13 protein-coding genes are annotated in these 15,820 nt (G+C 63.5%); 7 read left to right on the top strand and 6 right to left on the bottom strand.

Annotation, left to right across the window (positions count from 1 at the left end; all coding sequences use genetic code 11):
• Window positions 1-50: 50 nt before the first annotated feature.
• The gene (locus tag JQ621_RS00395) at window positions 51-1,232 is read left to right on the top strand and encodes a GNAT family N-acetyltransferase (RefSeq protein WP_212232462.1); all 1,182 of its coding nucleotides are present in this window, start codon (window positions 51-53) and stop codon (window positions 1,230-1,232) included.
• A gap of 21 nt (window positions 1,233-1,253) precedes the next feature.
• Here JQ621_RS00395 and JQ621_RS00390 read toward each other — a convergent pair whose 3' ends face one another.
• On the bottom strand, window positions 1,254-3,473 hold the full coding sequence (locus JQ621_RS00390) for a GumC family protein (RefSeq protein WP_212232461.1): 2,220 nt from the start codon (window positions 3,471-3,473) through the stop codon (window positions 1,254-1,256).
• 200 nt (window positions 3,474-3,673) lie between these two features.
• Here JQ621_RS00390 and JQ621_RS00385 point away from each other — a divergent pair, with 200 nt between their 5' ends.
• The 3 genes from JQ621_RS00385 to JQ621_RS00375 all read left to right on the top strand — a co-directional run bounded on the left by JQ621_RS00385 (window position 3,674) and on the right by JQ621_RS00375 (window position 7,809).
• Complete coding sequence (locus JQ621_RS00385) at window positions 3,674-4,807, top strand: glycosyltransferase family 4 protein (protein WP_212232460.1); 1,134 nt, start codon at window positions 3,674-3,676, stop codon at window positions 4,805-4,807.
• Window positions 4,808-4,924: 117 nt separating this feature from the next.
• Window positions 4,925-6,472 carry an undecaprenyl-phosphate glucose phosphotransferase gene (locus tag JQ621_RS00380; protein WP_212232459.1) on the top strand — a complete coding sequence of 516 codons (1,548 nt, stop codon included), beginning with the start codon at window positions 4,925-4,927 and terminating at the stop codon, window positions 6,470-6,472.
• Between the two features lie 80 nt (window positions 6,473-6,552).
• A complete protein-coding gene (locus tag JQ621_RS00375; RefSeq protein ID WP_212232458.1) occupies window positions 6,553-7,809 on the top strand; it encodes an O-antigen ligase family protein in 1,257 nt (418 codons plus the stop codon).
• Window positions 7,810-7,923: 114 nt separating this feature from the next.
• Here JQ621_RS00375 and JQ621_RS00370 read toward each other — a convergent pair whose 3' ends face one another.
• From JQ621_RS00370 to JQ621_RS00355, 4 genes are all read right to left on the bottom strand, one after another.
• A complete protein-coding gene (locus tag JQ621_RS00370; RefSeq protein ID WP_212232457.1) occupies window positions 7,924-9,099 on the bottom strand; it encodes a saccharopine dehydrogenase family protein in 1,176 nt (391 codons plus the stop codon).
• A 5-nt stretch (window positions 9,100-9,104) separates the two neighbouring features.
• Window positions 9,105-10,283, bottom strand: a complete 1,179-nt coding sequence (locus JQ621_RS00365; protein ID WP_212232456.1) for a saccharopine dehydrogenase family protein — start codon at window positions 10,281-10,283, stop codon at window positions 9,105-9,107.
• A 23-nt stretch (window positions 10,284-10,306) separates the two neighbouring features.
• Entirely contained in the window at window positions 10,307-11,110 is an 804-nt protein-coding gene (locus tag JQ621_RS00360) for a DUF169 domain-containing protein (protein ID WP_409334160.1), read from the bottom strand.
• Between the two features lie 68 nt (window positions 11,111-11,178).
• On the bottom strand, window positions 11,179-11,946 hold the full coding sequence (locus tag JQ621_RS00355; protein WP_312015379.1) for a YdcF family protein: 768 nt from the start codon (window positions 11,944-11,946) through the stop codon (window positions 11,179-11,181).
• Window positions 11,947-12,121: 175 nt separating this feature from the next.
• Between JQ621_RS00355 and JQ621_RS00350 the strand changes: the two genes are divergently transcribed.
• The 3 genes from JQ621_RS00350 (at window position 12,122) to JQ621_RS00340 (ending at window position 14,012) form a co-directional block, all read left to right on the top strand.
• Window positions 12,122-13,063, top strand: a complete 942-nt coding sequence (locus JQ621_RS00350; RefSeq protein ID WP_212232454.1) for an acetamidase/formamidase family protein — start codon at window positions 12,122-12,124, stop codon at window positions 13,061-13,063.
• 202 nt (window positions 13,064-13,265) lie between these two features.
• Window positions 13,266-13,463: a hypothetical protein gene (locus JQ621_RS00345; protein ID WP_007603456.1), complete on the top strand. Its 198-nt coding sequence runs from the start codon at window positions 13,266-13,268 to the stop codon at window positions 13,461-13,463.
• Window positions 13,464-13,535: 72 nt separating this feature from the next.
• Window positions 13,536-14,012 carry a GcrA family cell cycle regulator gene (locus JQ621_RS00340; protein WP_212232453.1) on the top strand — a complete coding sequence of 159 codons (477 nt, stop codon included), beginning with the start codon at window positions 13,536-13,538 and terminating at the stop codon, window positions 14,010-14,012.
• Between the two features lie 275 nt (window positions 14,013-14,287).
• Here JQ621_RS00340 and JQ621_RS00335 read toward each other — a convergent pair whose 3' ends face one another.
• Window positions 14,288-15,775, bottom strand: coding sequence for a porin (locus JQ621_RS00335; protein ID WP_212232452.1), 1,488 nt, complete (start codon window positions 15,773-15,775; stop codon window positions 14,288-14,290).
• Window positions 15,776-15,820 lie beyond the last annotated feature (45 nt).

Raw genomic sequence — 15,820 nt, 5'->3', positions numbered from 1 at the left:
CGGCCACAGGCCGAACTGCGCATTTTCAGTTTCTCGACAGGTTTTCGCGAATGACCATGGCTGCGGCGATGCAAAGCCGGACGGCAGAATCGCCAGCGCGGTCGAAAGCGAGTCGTATCGCGCATGTCGACATCGTCACCGATCTCGGCAAGGCCGAGGCAATCTGGCGCGGTTTCGAAGAGCCCGGTCATCTCTCCACGCCCTATCAGCGGTTCGATCTTTTGAGCCCGTGGCAGCTTCTGGTCGGACGCCACGAAGGCGCCCGCCCCTTCGTCGTGATCGCCCGTGACACCGAGCACAAGCCCCTCGCGCTGCTTCCGTTCGCACTGCGCCAAGGCCACGGCGTGCGCACGGCTTGCTTCATGGGCGGCAAGCACACCACGTTCAACATGGGCTTGTGGAATACCGAGTTCGCGGCACAGATCGTCGCCGCCGATCTCGATGCGCTGTTTGCACCGCTGCGCGATCAGGTGGACGTCCTCGCTCTGACCCAGCAGCCCAAGCGCTGGCACGGTCAGCGGAATCCATTCGCCCTCTTGCCGCAGCAGAGCCCGATCAACGGCTGCCCGCTGTTGGTGATGGAGCCAGGCGGCCCACCGGCATCCCGGATCAGCAATTCGTTCCGCCGCCGGCTGAAGAGCAAGGAGAAGAAGCTCCAGGCGCTCTCCGGATACCGCTATCACGTTGCCACAACGGAGGCGGACGTTACGCGACTGCTCGACTGGTTCTTCCGCGTCAAGCCGGCAAGGATGGCCGAGCAGAGGCTGCCGAACGTCTTTGCCGAACCCGGCGTCGAGCAATTCATCCGCAGCGCCTGCCTTGCTCCGCGCGGCGAAGGCCGTGTCATCGACATCCATGCGCTTGAATGCGACGACGAGGTGATCGCGATCTTCGCCGGCGTCGCCGACGGTCAGCGCTTCTCGATGATGTTCAACACCTATACGCTGTCGGAGCACGCCCGCTATAGCCCGGGCCTGATCCTGATGCGCTACATCATCGACCGCTACGGCGAGCGCGGCTACCACGCACTCGACCTCGGCATCGGCTCGGACGAATATAAGCGGATGTTCTGCAAGGCCGACGAGGACATCTTCGACAGCTTCGTGCCCCTGACCTCACGCGGCAGGCTCGCGGCGATGGCGATGTCCTCTCTGAACCGCGGCAAGCGCCTGGTGAAGCAGAACCAGATGCTGTTCGACCTGGCGCAACGGCTGCGCCGGGCGTTCGGTTAAGCGCCGCAGCGCTCTCCTTCCCTACGCCGCCGCGACCTGCGGCGTCTCGCCCGCATCCGACGGCTGCACCGGCCGGCTCAGCATCGTCACGTCGCTGAAGCCGACGGCTTTGAGCTGCTCGCACATCAGCGTGCGCGCATCGGTGTCCATCGAGACATCGGGAACCACGACGGCGCGGGCATTCGTCGTCAGCAGGTCGGCCGGCAGGTCGGAAGCGGTGCCGGCGTCGAGCAACACGTAGTCGTAAGCGCGCAACAGGGCGTCGACCGCGAGCGTCACCCGCGGCGACTGTAGCAGGCTGTGGTCGAAGCCGGGACGGCCGGCCATGACCAGATGCAGCCGCGAGAGCTTGTCACGGGTAATGACCTGCGCGAACGAGGCCTGCCCTTGCATCAATTCGGCAAGGCCGGGCGCCGAGGCGTCAACAGAGACAGCAGCAATGGTCGGCGAGGATGCGGCCAGATCGATCACAACGACGCGTGCGTCGCGCGCCAAATGCCGGGCCAGCGTCAGCGTTGAAAGCGTGATGGCCTCGCCCGAGGCGGTGCCGAGGACGGTGATCTTTTTCGCCTTCGCCCCCGCAGCCCTCAGGCTCTCGGCCAGCCGCCCGATCTCGGCAAGCTCGCTGACATCGGCATCGGCCGTCATGTCCGGCTGGAGCGGCGCCGGATCCATGTCCGTCTGGTCAACCGCAGGCTCGCGGCGAGCCACCGCGGGCGCGAGCGCGGCGACGGTCCGCGGCGCGGTCTGGCGCAGCAGCTCGCCGGTGACGACGAGACCGGAGGACAGCAGCAGCGTCGCCAGCGTCGCGATCAGCACAATCGGCAGCTTCTTCGGATAGGCCGGCGTGTTCGAGACGATGGCGCGCGAGATGATGCGGCCTTCCGCCGGCGCAGAATCGATGCTCTCGCGCGTGCTGGCTTCGCGGTACTTCCCGAGATAGGTCTCCAGCAGGTCGCGCTGCGCCTTGGCCTCCCGCTCCAGTGCACGAAGCTGCACGTCCTGGCCATTGGTCGACGTCGCCTGCTTCTTCAGCTGCTCGAGGCTCGTGGTCAGGCCGTCGACCCGGCCGCCGGCGATCCGCGCGTCGTTTTCGAGCGAGCGCGAGATCTTGGCGGCCTCGTCGCGAATCTGGTTGTCGAGATCGCCGAGCTGCGCCTTCAATTCCTTGATCCGCGGATGGTTGCCGAGCAGCGTGGACGACTGTTCGGCGAGCTGGGCGCGCAGCGTCACCCGCTGCTCCGACAAGCGCCGCATCAGCTCGGAGTTGACGACCTCGGATGCCTCGATCGGCTTGCCGCTCTGAAGCATCTCCTTGATCAGCCGTGCCTTGGATTCCGCATCCGCCTTGAGCGAGCGTGCGTTGTTGAGCTGGGTGTTGACCTCACCCATCTGCTGGTTCGACAGCGTGGTGTTGTTGGTGCCGACGAAAAGCGACGACTTCGAACGGAAGTCTTCGACCTTGGCTTCGGCCTCCGAGACCTTCTTGCGCAGATTCTCGATCTCGCCCGACAGCCACTGACTGGCGTTGCGTGCCTGGTCCTGACGCGCATTCTGCTGGAGCACGAGATAGCCGTCGGCAATCGAATTGGCGATGCGCACCGCGAGCTCGGGATCCTGCGACTGGAATTCGACCACGATCACGCGCGACTTGTCGACCGCATAGGCCTGGAGGCGATCGTAATAGGCGTCGAGAACGCGTTCTTCCGGCGTCATCGAGAATGGATCACGGCCGATGCCGATCAGCGCCGCGAGCGACTTCAGCGGCGAGACACCCTGCAGCACCGGATCGAACTCGGGACGCTCCGCGAGCTTGTTTTTCTTGATGATCTCACGCGCGAGGTCGCGCGACAGCACGAGCTGAACCTGGCTGGTGACGGCTTCGGGGTCGAGCGCCTGCCGCTCCTCGGTGCTGCGGTCGCTGCTCGGCCGCAGAAACACGTTCTCGCGACCGTCGATCAGGATGCGCGATTCGGATTTGTAGCGCGGGGTGATGAGATTGACGACGGCGACGGACGCGACGAGAGCCAGCACTGTCGGCACGACGATCCAGCTGCGCTTGCGCGCAAGCGCGCCGCCGAGCGCATGCAGATCGATGTCACCGGATTCGGTTGACGACTGCTTCGTGGCAGTGGGCGCGGGCCTGGCTTCAACTCTGGGATTGGCCTCGGGCTTGACCTTCGAGACAACCCGCTCGACGATGGCTTTGTCCTTGCCGGCACGCCAGAACGCTAAACGCATCGAACACTCCCACAGGGCAACGCCACTCACCGACTTCAATGGCCGCGATTACACTTCATTATGGTTGCTGCTGGGTTAACCGCAGACCGCTGCGCCCGGACATACCACTCGTCACCTTTTGTTAACCACGAGGCCCCTTAATCCATCTCGATATTTCGAGAACATTGTTCGGCATCCGCCGTCGAGCGCTGGTTTTGATCATGCCCCCCTCTCCTGACCAGCCGCTTCGAATCCTGCATGCGGTGCGCGCGCCGGTCGGCGGAATCTTCCGCCACATTCTCGACCTAGCCAATGGTCAGGTCGATCGCGGCCATCATGTCGGCATTCTCGCCGACAGCCTCACCGGCGGCGAACGCGCAGAAAAGGCGCTGGCGGAGCTCGCACCGCGCCTGAAGCTCGGCGTTCATCGGCTCGCGATCCGCCGTGAACCCTCGCCGGACGATTTTCTGGTGTGGCTGCGGATGCGGCGCCTGATCGGCCAGCTCAAGCCCGACGTCATGCACGGCCACGGCGCCAAGGCCGGCGCCTTCGTCCGCATGCGGCGGCGCTCCGACGACACCATCCGCATCTACACCCCGCATGGCGGCTCGCTGCATTATCCGCTGCACACATTAAAGGGCGAATTTTACGCCCGTCTCGAACGCACGCTGATGGGCTCGACCGATCTGTTCCTGTTCGAGAGCGCCTTTGCGCGCGACACCTACCAGCGCATCGTCGGCACCCCCAGGGGCGTCGTGCATTGCGTCTTCAATGGTGTGACGCCCGAGGAGTTCGAACCGGTCGTCATTGCGGATGACGCTACCGACCTCGCCTATGTCGGCGAGTTCAGGCACATCAAGGGCGCAGATCTTCTGGTCGATGCGGTGGCCCGGCTGCATGAAAGCGGCAGGAAGGTCACGCTGACGCTCGGTGGCGATGGTGAGGAGACAGCCACGCTGAAGGCGCAGGTCGAGCGGCTGGGCCTGACGCACGCGATCCGCTTCATCGGCCACGTCAAGGCGCGCTACGGCTTCTCCAAGGGACGACTGCTGGTCGTCCCTTCGCGCGGCGATTCCATGCCGTATGTCGTGATCGAGGCCGGCGCCGCCGGCATCCCCATGATTGCGGCACGCGTCGGCGGAATTCCCGAGATTTTCGGCAGCGAGAGCCCGGCGCTGTTCGCGGCCAGCAACGCGGAAGCCATGGCTAAGGCGATCGCGGCCGCGCTCGACAACCCGCAGGGAACCGCGCAGCGCGCATCCGCCTTGCGCGAGCGCATCTCGGCGCAATTCTCCCAGCAGGCGATGGTCGACGGCGTGCTCGCCGGCTACCGCGACGCGTTTGCCAATCATTAACTATTTTACGGCCCGCTTTAGAGAATCTTCCGATTTGTCCGGTACTCCATGCGACGGGGATGCTTTGCCCGGAACGCATTGCTGCGTCGCGGGTCTTTGGAATGGACGTGGACGCCCGTGGAAACGCTCAACGCACGCTCGATGCTCGATGCCGCGACCAGCGCCGCGGCCCGGTCGGCTGACCAGCCCTTCGTCGAACGCCGCCGTCGCCTCACTCCGGCCGCCCTCGACGTCGTCAACCAGAAGGTCGCCCGCGCCTATTCGCCGATCGTGATCGCCGGCATCGCGCGCGCCGCCGATTTCGTGCTGCTGAGCTTCGTCGGCATCGTGCTCTATACCGGCTACGTCATGCCGCTCTCCGGCTTTCACTGGAATTATCTCGTCGCGATCCCTGCCGTGGCCATTGCCGCGGTGGTCTGCTTCCAGGCTGCCGACATCTACCAGGTCCAGCTGTTTCGCGGACAGCTTCGGCAGATGACGCGGATGATCTCGTCCTGGTCGTTCGTCTTCCTGCTGTTCATCGGCGCGTCCTTCTTCGCAAAACTCGGCGGCGAGCTGTCGCGGCTGTGGCTCGCCGCTTTCTTCTTTCTCGGTCTCGCAGTCCTGATCGTCGAGCGCCTCGTGCTGCGCTCGCTGGTGCGCAGCTGGGCGCGCCAGGGCCGGCTCGACCGCCGCACCATCATCGTCGGCTCCGACCGCAGCGGCGAGGAGCTGGTCGAGGCGCTGAAGGCGCAGGAGGATTCCGACATCCACGTGCTCGGCGTGTTCGACGACCGCAATGACGGCCGCGCGCTCGACACCTGCGCCGGCGCGCGCAAGCTCGGCAAGGTCGACGACATCGTCGAATTCGCCCGCCGCACCCGGGTCGATCTCGTGCTGTTCGCGCTGCCGATTTCGGCCGAGACGCGCATCCTTGAGATGCTGAAGAAGCTCTGGGTGCTGCCGGTCGACATCCGCCTCTCCGCGCACACCAACAAGCTGCGCTTCCGTCCCCGTTCCTATTCCTATCTCGGCGAGGTGCCGACGCTCGACGTGTTCGAGGCGCCGATCACCGACTGGGATCTGGTCATGAAATGGCTGTTCGACCGCCTCGTCGGCGGCCTCGCATTGCTCGCGGCGCTTCCGGTCATGGCGCTGGTGGCGCTGGCAGTCAGGCTCGACAGCCCCGGCCCGGTCCTGTTCCGCCAGAAGCGGTTCGGCTTCAACAATGAGCGCATCGACGTCTACAAGTTCCGCTCGATGTATCATCACCAGGCCGACCCGACGGCATCGAAGGTCGTGACCAAGAACGATCCGCGCGTGACCCGCGTGGGCCGCTTCATCCGCAAGACCAGCCTCGACGAGCTGCCGCAGCTTTTCAACGTGGTGTTCTCCGGCAATCTCTCCCTCGTCGGCCCGCGCCCGCACGCGGTGCAGGGCAAGCTCCAGAGCCGCCTGTTCGACGAAGCGGTCGACGGCTATTTCGCCCGCCACCGCGTCAAGCCAGGCATCACCGGCTGGGCCCAGATCAACGGCTGGCGCGGCGAGATCGACAATGAAGAGAAGATCCAGAAGCGCGTCGAGTTTGATCTCTACTACATCGAAAACTGGTCCGTGCTGTTCGACCTCTACATTCTCCTGAAGACGCCGATCTCACTGCTGACCAAAAACGAAAACGCCTATTGAATTTATCCGTCATGCCCCGGCTTGACCTGGCAATGACAGCTGTGGTTGGCCCAAGTGTTGCGTAAGCGTAAGAGAGTGTGATGGCGTATGCGGCAACAGCCGGGGACATGACTGCAGCCGCACGGGCTGCACCCGGCGTGCTGGCCCTTCAGCGCGCGCTGGTGTGGCTGGTCGGTGCGTCCGGCGCGATCGTCTTCATCGAGCCGAGCCCCTACGAGATCGCGACGCTGCTCGCCACCGTGACGTTCTTCGCCACAGGCCTGCGGCTCAGGCTCGTGCTGATGCCGCTGGTGCTGGCGCTGGTCCTGCTCAACGTCGGCTACACCATCAGCGCGATCCCGCTGTACGAACAGTCCGAGGTGGTGAGCTGGATCGCGACCTCCTGGTACATGGCTGTGACCGTTGTGTTCTTCGCCATGGTGATCTCCGAGGACACGGCGGCACGGCTCGACATGCTGCGCCGCGGCCTCGTGGTCGGCGCGATGGTCGCCTCGCTCTCGGCGATAGCAGGCTATTTCAACCTCGTTCCGGGCGGCCACGAGCTGTTGACGCTCTATGAGCGCGCACGCGGCACGTTCAAGGACCCGAACGTGCTCGGCGCTTTCCTGATCCTGCCGGCTTTGTTTGCGCTCCAGAGCGTGGTCTCGGACAAGTTCGCCAAGGCGTTCCGCAATGCCGTCGCCTTCGGCATCATGTCGCTGGCGATCCTGCTCGCCTTCTCCCGCGCGGCGTGGGGTGGGCTGATCCTGACCTCGGCTTTCATGCTGGCGCTGATGGTGCTGACCAGCCGCACCAATGCGCAGCGCTCGCGCATCATCGTCATGGCGATCGTCGCGGCGGTGCTGGGCCTCGCGCTGATTGCGGTGCTGCTGTCATTCGATTCCATCGCCGAGATGTTCAAGCAGCGCGCAAGCTTCGACCAGAGCTATGACGAGGGCCGCTTCGGCCGTTTCGGCCGGCACATCCTGGGTGCGGAAATGGCGCTCGACCTGCCGTTCGGCATCGGCCCGCTGCAATTCCACCGCTTCTTCCCCGAAGACACCCACAATTCCTATCTGAACGCCTTCATGTCGGGCGGCTGGCTCTCCGGCGTATGCTATCCCGCGCTGGTCTTCACCACCGTGATCACGGGCTTCCGCCACATCTTCGTCCGCGTGCCCTGGCAGCGCGCTTATCTCGCGGTGTTCTCGGCCTTCGTCGGCACTGTCGGCGAGAGCTTCGTGATCGACACCGACCATTGGCGCCATTTCTGGATGATGCTGGGCGCGATGTGGGGCATGATCGCGGCCGCACAGGCCTATAAGGTCAGGTTTGACGAGGACGCTTCGTCGGCTTGAGCTTCAGCGCCGGCCGCTTCTCCGGCGATCGGCCTCCTCCCGGTCGCGGCCCGGGAAAGGATCGGAATGATGCAGCTTCCGCAAAATCGGCGCAGGGCGAGGCGAACAAGGCACCTACTTCTCCACCTCGAACCTCAGCCCGGCGTGATCCACCAGCAGCCTGATCAATTTGTGCTGCATCGCTGCGCCCGGCGTCCACAAACCGGCCGGAACATCGGGCGTATCGCGCAGCAGGCAGATCGCACATTCGGAGATCATCCTGGCCGTTGATGCATAGCCGGGATCGAGATCGCCCTTCACCGCTGCGCGAACCTGACGGCCGTCGGGTGCGATCGCGACATAGAGCAGATCGTAACGACCGTTCTCGCGCACTTCCTTCGACGGCCCTTCGCCGGGCTTAAGTGCCTTGGGGCCGGTCTTTTCGCTGTTGGCGGCCATGACGAGTCTGGCGTTGGCCTGCCCTTCGTCGCCCGGCCCGGTCAGAACCATCTCGTCATAGACGAAATCCCGGCCATAAGGGAATCCCATCAGCATGTTGGAGCGATGGACATTGCGCGTGTTCAGCGTCGCCATCGCGAACGGGGCCGACCAGGATTGCAGGTCTTCCTCGAAAACAGGCTTGTTTCCGCGCGGCTGTTTCGGCCCTTCGAAGCCCGGCGTGAGGGCAAAGGGATCCCTCAGGATCGACACCAGGCTGAGATCCCGCGCCACGGCTTCGAAGGTGAACCTTGCGCTCGCCGAAGTGCCGCCGGAGAACTTCCAGCTGAGGTCGCGGACGCGGCCTTTGACGCGTGGTGCCGGCGCGCCGAACACACGCCTTGCTTCCTCCTGCACGAAGAAGGCGCCGAGCTCGAACGGCATGGAATCGAAGCCGCAGGAGAACATGATGCGCGCGCCGCTCGCCTTGGCGGCCGCCTCATGCCTGTCGATCATCTGCTTCAACCAGATCGGTTCGCCGCAGAGATCCATGTAGTCGGTGCCACCAGCGACGCAAGCGGCGAGCAGATCAGATCCGTAAAGCTGATATGGACCGACCGTGGTGACGACCAGGTTCGCGTGATCGACCATCGCGCGCAGCGACGCCGGATCGGCGGCGTCGGCAACGATGAGAGGTGTATCGGCAGGTGCGCCGATCGCATCGCGAACCGAGGCGAGCTTGTCTCTGCTGCGCCCCGCCATCGCCCATGTCGGCGCCCCGTCACCACCATAGTTCGCAGCGAGATATTCGGCGACGAGCTGGCCGGTGTATCCGGTTGCGCCGTAGACGACGATGTCGAACTTCGCGGACACGAACCTTACGCTTCCACCTCGAACGTCAACCCTGCATTGTCCCGCAGCCGCTTGATCAGCTTGTGCTGCATCGCTGCCCCCGGAGTCCAGAAGCCGGCAGCGACATCAGTCGCTTCGCGCAGCATGCAGATCGCGCATTCCGAGATCATCTTGGAGGTCGAGCCGTAGCCGGGATCGCGGTCGCCGGTGACGCCGGCCCGAACCATGCGGCCATCGGGCGCGATCGCGACATAGAGCAAATTGAAGAGCCCGTTCTCGCGCTCCTCCTTCGACGGCCCCTCGCCCGGCTTCGGTGCGCTCGGGCCGGTCTTCTCGGCGTTGGCCGCCATCACGCGCCTGGCGTTGGCCTCGCCCTTTTCGCCGGGACCGGTCAGAACCATCTCGTCGTAGACGAAGTCCTGGCCGTAGGGAAAGCCCATCAGCATGTTGGAGCGATGAACGTTGCGGGTGTTGATCAACGCCATCATGAACGGCGCGGCCCAGGAATTCAAATCCTGCTCGATCAGCGGCTTGTTACCCCTCGGCTGCTTCGGACCGGTAAAGCCCGGCGTCAGCGCGAAAGGATCGTTCAGGATCGCGACGAGGCGCATGTCCTTGGCAACCGCATCGAAGGTCGCCTTGGCGCTCGCCGCGGTGCCACCCGAAAGCGTACCGCGCATGTCACGCACGCGGCCCTTCACCCGCGCAGCCGGTGCGCCGAACACGCGCTTGGCTTCTTCCTGCACAAAGAACGTGCCGAGCTCGAACGGCACGGAGTCAAAGCCGCAAGAGAATACGATGCGCGCGCCGCTATCCTTGGCGGCAGCTTCATACTTGTCGATCATCTGCCGCATCCAGATCGGCTCGCCGCAGAGATCGAAATAATCGGTGCCGGTCGCAACGCAGGCAGCGAGCAGCTCCTCTCCGTAGCGCTGATACGGACCGACCGTCGTGATGACCGACATGGTCTGCTCCGCCATCGCCTTCAGCGAGGCGGCGTCGGATGCATCGGCAACGATGAGCGGCGCGTCCGCGGGCGCGCCGATCGCATCGCGCACGGATTTCAGCTTGTCGAGACTGCGGCCCGCCATCGCCCATTTGAGCTGCGTGTCGTGCTTGTAGTGCGCAGCCAGATATTCGGCGACGAGCTGGCCGGTGAAACCGGTCGCGCCGTAGACGACGATGTCGAATTTCGCAGAGCTCATGGTCGTCCTTTATTTCTTTGCCACTACTTCTTCGCGTAACTCACGCCCATGCCGGCACGGACGTCGCTTTGAATCCCATAGGGCGGTATCGGATAGCGCAGGCCGTTTTTGGCCAGCGCCGTCATGCCCTCGATTGCCTTGGCCAGATGATGTGGCTTGAGCGCCATCAGCATTTCCTCGTCCGGCACGCCGCCATAGCGCCGTTCGGCATAGCATGGCAAGGACAGGCTGGGCTCGCCTGACTTCAACGCGCGCCCCCAGGAATCCGCGCAAGCGGTCTCCCCGACCACGCCCCATTCGAATTTCTTGTAGCCGGTATATTGCAGCCCGTTGATCAGGATGATCATCTGTCCCGGCGTCGCGTAGACGAGGCAGATATCGGGCGGATTGAGCCTGCCGCTCGCGAGCGGGCTCACCGCCAGCGCCTGATACCGGCCGAACGGAACCACGTCCAGTGCCTCTTGGCGCTTGCGTGCGTCCTCGGCGGTGCCATGCCAGACCCCGACATAATTTTCGCCGGCGAGCCATTTCTCGTCCTGCGGCGCGAGCCCGATCACCGCGCGGCACTGCGCGCCGACGAGGTCGTCACCTGTGATGCCGACGGTCCAGCCGAGCCGCGAGGCCATGCTGACGATCTGGTCGGTGGTATGGACGGCGTTGGGTCGCCTGATCTTCGGGATCGCCTCCATGTCTTCGGCGCGGGCGAACAGCTTCATGCCGATCACCGTGGTTTTCAGCCGCAGCAGATTGTTGAGATCGGCAACAAGGCCGGCAAGGTCGACTGTCTCCGCACTCTGCTGCATGGCGTCCTCCGGGCCGGCGATCATGCGCCGATCATCTTGGTATTGTCGTCGTTTCTAGTCCCTGGCGGGATTTCTAGTCCCTGGCGGGATTTCTAGTCCCTGGCGGGGCCTGGAAGCAAATCGCTGGTCCGGCCCGCCAGGCGATAGGCCACGAGGCCGATCCATTCGCGCACGGCGACATCCGTCCGGCCGAGCCCATCCAGACTCATATTGGTGAACGTAAAGAGATCCTCGCGCCCGCCCATGCGCCAGTCCACGGGATAGGCCTCGACGTCGAAACCCGCCTTGCGGAAGATTCCCATCGAGCGCGGCATGTGGAAGGCCGACGTCACCAGCAGCCATCGCTCGCCCGGTTTGGGCGACACGAGTTGCTTCGTGAAGATCGCATTCTCGTAAGTATTGCGCGACTCCCGTTCCAGGATCAGGCGATCCTTGCGGATACCCGCATTCTCCAGGATCGGCGCAGAATAATCGGCTTCCTTGGCGCTATCAAAGAGCAGGTTCGCCGAACCGCCAGTAAAGACGACGCGCGCATTCGGATAATTTCGCGCCAGCTGCGCGGTTGCGAACAGCCGATCGGCCGCGCGTGGCACGACAGGCGTGTTGTGCGCGGCCGACAGATCGGTATCGACGGAGCCACCCAGCACGATGATGCCGTCGGGCGCTCCACGCGACGGATCCCATGGCGGAAATCGCGACTCCAGCGGATAGAGCAAGAGTTGGCCCAGCGGCGAAAAGGCGGCGAGCGCGAGCAACACCAGCGTCGTCGCGGCCAGCTTCCGGCCAAGCCCGGCAAAGCGCGTTGCCATCAGCACGAGCGAAATGATTCCGAGCTCGACCAGAAGATTGACCGGCAGCACCGCGGCGCCAAGAGTCTTGGAAAGAATGAAGAACAGGACAGACCTCGCTGAAAATGATCGTACATGAGCGGGGTTGACCTGCCCGCCTATCTTCAGAAATCTTCTTGGAAGAGGATCGATTACCGGGTCAAGTCCAGGCATAGCAAGATCCGATGAAACCGGATGGACCCCGCAAATGACCCATCATCACCTGCATTCCAGCCCCGAGACCTGCCATTGGGGCTTCTTCGAAGCCGCACTCAAGCCCGTTCTCACAGTCAGGAGCGGCGACGAGGTGACGGTCGATACCATCAGCGGCGGTCCGGACGTCCTGCCCGATCGGACCAAGTTTCACATCCCGCCGGAGACATTCGAGGTTCATGCCAAAAGCGAGCGCATGGTCCCCGGCCACATCCTGACCGGCCCTATCGCGATCGACGGGGCCGAACCCGGCGACGTGCTCCAGGTTGATATCCTCGACGTTCAGCTTCGGCAGGACTGGGGCTGGAATCTGATCAGGCCGTTGTCCGGCACCTTGCCCGACGATTTCCACGAGACGCGCCTCCTCAACATTCCCTTGGATCGGACGCGCATGGTCGGCCGGATGCCCTGGGGCCTCGACCTGCCGCTCCGGCCCTTCTTCGGCGTGATGGGAGTTTCGCCGCCATCGGCCTGGGGGCGCATTTCCTCGCTCGTTCCGCGCGCGATGGGCGGCAATCTCGATAACAAGGAGCTCGGCGCCGGCGCGACGCTGTATCTGCCGGCGTTCGTCCCGGGCGCGATGTTCTCGTGCGGCGACGGCCATGGCGTGCAGGGCGACGGCGAGGTCTGCGTCACCGCGATCGAAACCGCGCTGCAGGGCCGCTTCCGGCTGACGCTGCGCAAGGATTTGCGCTTCGCCTATCCCCGGGCGGAGACGCCGACGCACTACATGACCATGGCGATGGACCCCGATCTCGACCAATGCGCGGTGCGGGCGCTGCGCGACATGATCGTGCTGCTCGGCGAGATCAAAGGCCTGTCGCGCGAGGATGCCTATACGCTGTGCAGCCTTGCGGCCGATTTGCGGGTGACCCAGACCGTCAACGGCTCCAAGGGCATTCATTGCATGGTCGAAAAGGCGATCGTGCACGGCTGAGCCCGAGTCGCTCCTCCCGATCTGCTGGCGCCACACCGCCCGCCCGGCATTCCGCGCGGCAGGTCGGCGCACGCCAATTTTTTGCAGCAATTCCAATGCGCTGCACCCCCGCAAAACCCCGGATTTGACTTCCCTCCTCAAACCTAAATAGAGTCTTAATCGTTACTTTTATGTACCTGAGTAAGAGGCTAGCGTTCGGGCCATGGCCACCGAAAAAGCCGAGACTGACCGCATTCCCGTAACCTTGGCGCTCTCGACCATCACCTATCTGGAAAAACTGGTGAGACAGGGCACCCACGGCACCAGCGTTCCCGGCGTCGCACGTACCTTGATCGAGGAAGGCATCCGTCTCGCCATCAAGGACGGGCTTTTGTCGATTCGCGACAATGGCAGGACGTGAGCGCGCGACTGACGGAAGCGGACGGATCTCGAGCTGCGATTGGCCAGATGTCGCAACCTGGGACCGTTACAAATGCCTGTTCTCTCTCCAACCTGGACCAACGAACGAATTGAACTCCTGAAACAGCATTTCGAGGCAGGCTTGTCCTGTCGCGAGATCGCAGCCGACATCGGCGTCAGCCGCAACGCCGTGATCGGCAAGCTGTCGCGATTGAATCTCACCCGCGGCCGCTCGGTCGACGAGCGCAGGCTCCAGGAAAGAGTTTCAGCCCCGCGCGCGCCAAAAGCGGTGCCCCGGCTGCAATTTGAAATGCTCGCCACGATCTATGGCGAAGTGGACACGCCGGCGGTGACCGGGCCGATCGACGACGCCAATCGCTGTTCGCTGCTGGAGCTCGGTGAATTCAGCTGCCGCTGGCCGATCTCGACGCCGGGTGCGGAGGATTTCTGCTTCTGCGGCAATGCCGCGCACGATGGCCAGCCCTATTGCGCCGGCCACAGCCGCCTCGCCTATCGGCCGAACTCCCGCGCGCGAGTGGTGCGCGGCTGAAGCTGCGCCCTCCCGACAACGAAAAACCTCCGGCAGGGCACTACCGGAGGTTTCTGGAGGCTTAGCGTGAAGCTAAGAGCCGTGACTTTCAAAATCGGCTGATCACTATATAGCTGAGCCACTCAGGTAAGTAAATAAAATTGGTGGCGATCGAATCGCATAGCTCGTCTTCGTCGCCCGCGCAGGAGAATTCTGATTTAGAGAATCACGCTTCTGCAGAAAAAACCCCGGCGGTTGCCCGCCGGGGTTTTCCGATCGATTGACGCGATCGATGATCAGAAGTTGCGCTGAGCGCGCAGCATCATGGTGACCGAGTTCTGGTCCTTCAGCTCATAGACAGCGGCCGGCTTGGCGGCGCTGGCAATTGCCGGAGAGTTGATGAAGCCAGAGTACTTCTGGTCCAGACGCGACCAGCTCAGGTCCGCCGTGAACGCCAGGTTCTTGACCGGGGTCCACACGGTGTTGACACCGAGGACACCGAAGTTGAAGTCCGGATTACAGGTCGAACCGGCCACGGCGATCGTCGCGAAGTTGGTGCAGATCAGGGTCTTGCCCGTCGAGCCGTAGCTCAGCGAAGCGTAACCGCCGTAGATGGCGCTCGCCCAGTTCGGGCTCCAGTTGTGGGTGTAACCACCGCGGACGCCCCAGGTTTTGACGGTGTCGATGCCGGTACCGGTTCCGAAGACGCCGTCAGCAAGACCGGCGAAACCGATGCTCTGATAGGCCCCTGAGCCGCTGCCGCTGAACATGAAGAAGCTCTGCGGGAACAGGCTCTGGAAGTTGTAACGCGTTGCACCGTCCGTGTAGACGGCCTGCAAGTTGATCGAGTCGCCCGCACCGGTCGGGATGTTCTTGATCGACAGCGAACCCTGAACCGCCCAGCCCCACTTGTCGCTGGGATGACCGCTGGGTTCAGTTGCGCCGTAGTAGCCGGAATGAATGTCATGACCGACGACGGAAAGTTGGGCCAGACCCCAGGCCTGGTCAACACGCACCGCACCAATGATATCGGGTGAACGTGTTCCACCCCACGAGTTTGCACCATAAACGCCCGTCACGAACTGAGCGGCCGTGCCCGACGAGACGTTCCACAGGTTCGACTGACCGTTCGACGCCGTCGTTTCTTCCTCCAATGCGATCGAACCGGTGATGCCCTGGCCGAAGTCAGCCGTGTAGGCAGCCTGGTTCACGCCGTTGACGTGGTTGGAGCCGCCCGGAATGGTATCGGGACCGCCAGCCGGATAGGACTGCCACGGAGCGTCGAAGATCGAGACGGTGCGACCGAGGGTGAAGCCGGCAAACTGGATGAACGCGTGGTAGAGACCGAGCGAAGGCGCGCTGGCCGAGATCGCGGACGGGTTGCTGCCGGTGACGTCGGACGTAGTATAGGTATAGGTCATGTCAGCATAGGTGCGGACAACGCCGTATTCCGTGGCCGTGCGGGTATCGATGTTGAGGTCGAGACGAGCGCGGCTGAGATAGTAGTTGGTCAGACGGTTGTTCGACCCACCATTCGCAGAGCTGGTGCTTTTGTTGAAATCGTAGTCGCCGGCGCCGCCGAAAATCGCGTCAGCGCGCAAGTAGCCACCGAACTTGATGCAGGTATCGGTGCCCGGCATGTAGTAGAAGCCCGCACCGTACAGCGAGCAGATCTTCACGTATTCGACCGCCTTGGCCTTGACCGGAAGATCAGCCGCCTGAGCTCCACCGACGGCGATCAGACCCGCCGCAGTGCCGAGCAAAAGGCTCTTCACCACTTTCATTTAAAACCTCCAAGTTGTTCATATTACGGGGATCGGACCGCAAGG

The organism is Bradyrhizobium manausense (genome assembly GCF_018129685.1).
GTDB lineage: Bacteria > Pseudomonadota > Alphaproteobacteria > Rhizobiales > Xanthobacteraceae > Bradyrhizobium > Bradyrhizobium manausense_D.
This window is presented reverse-complemented; position numbering and strand designations above follow the sequence as displayed.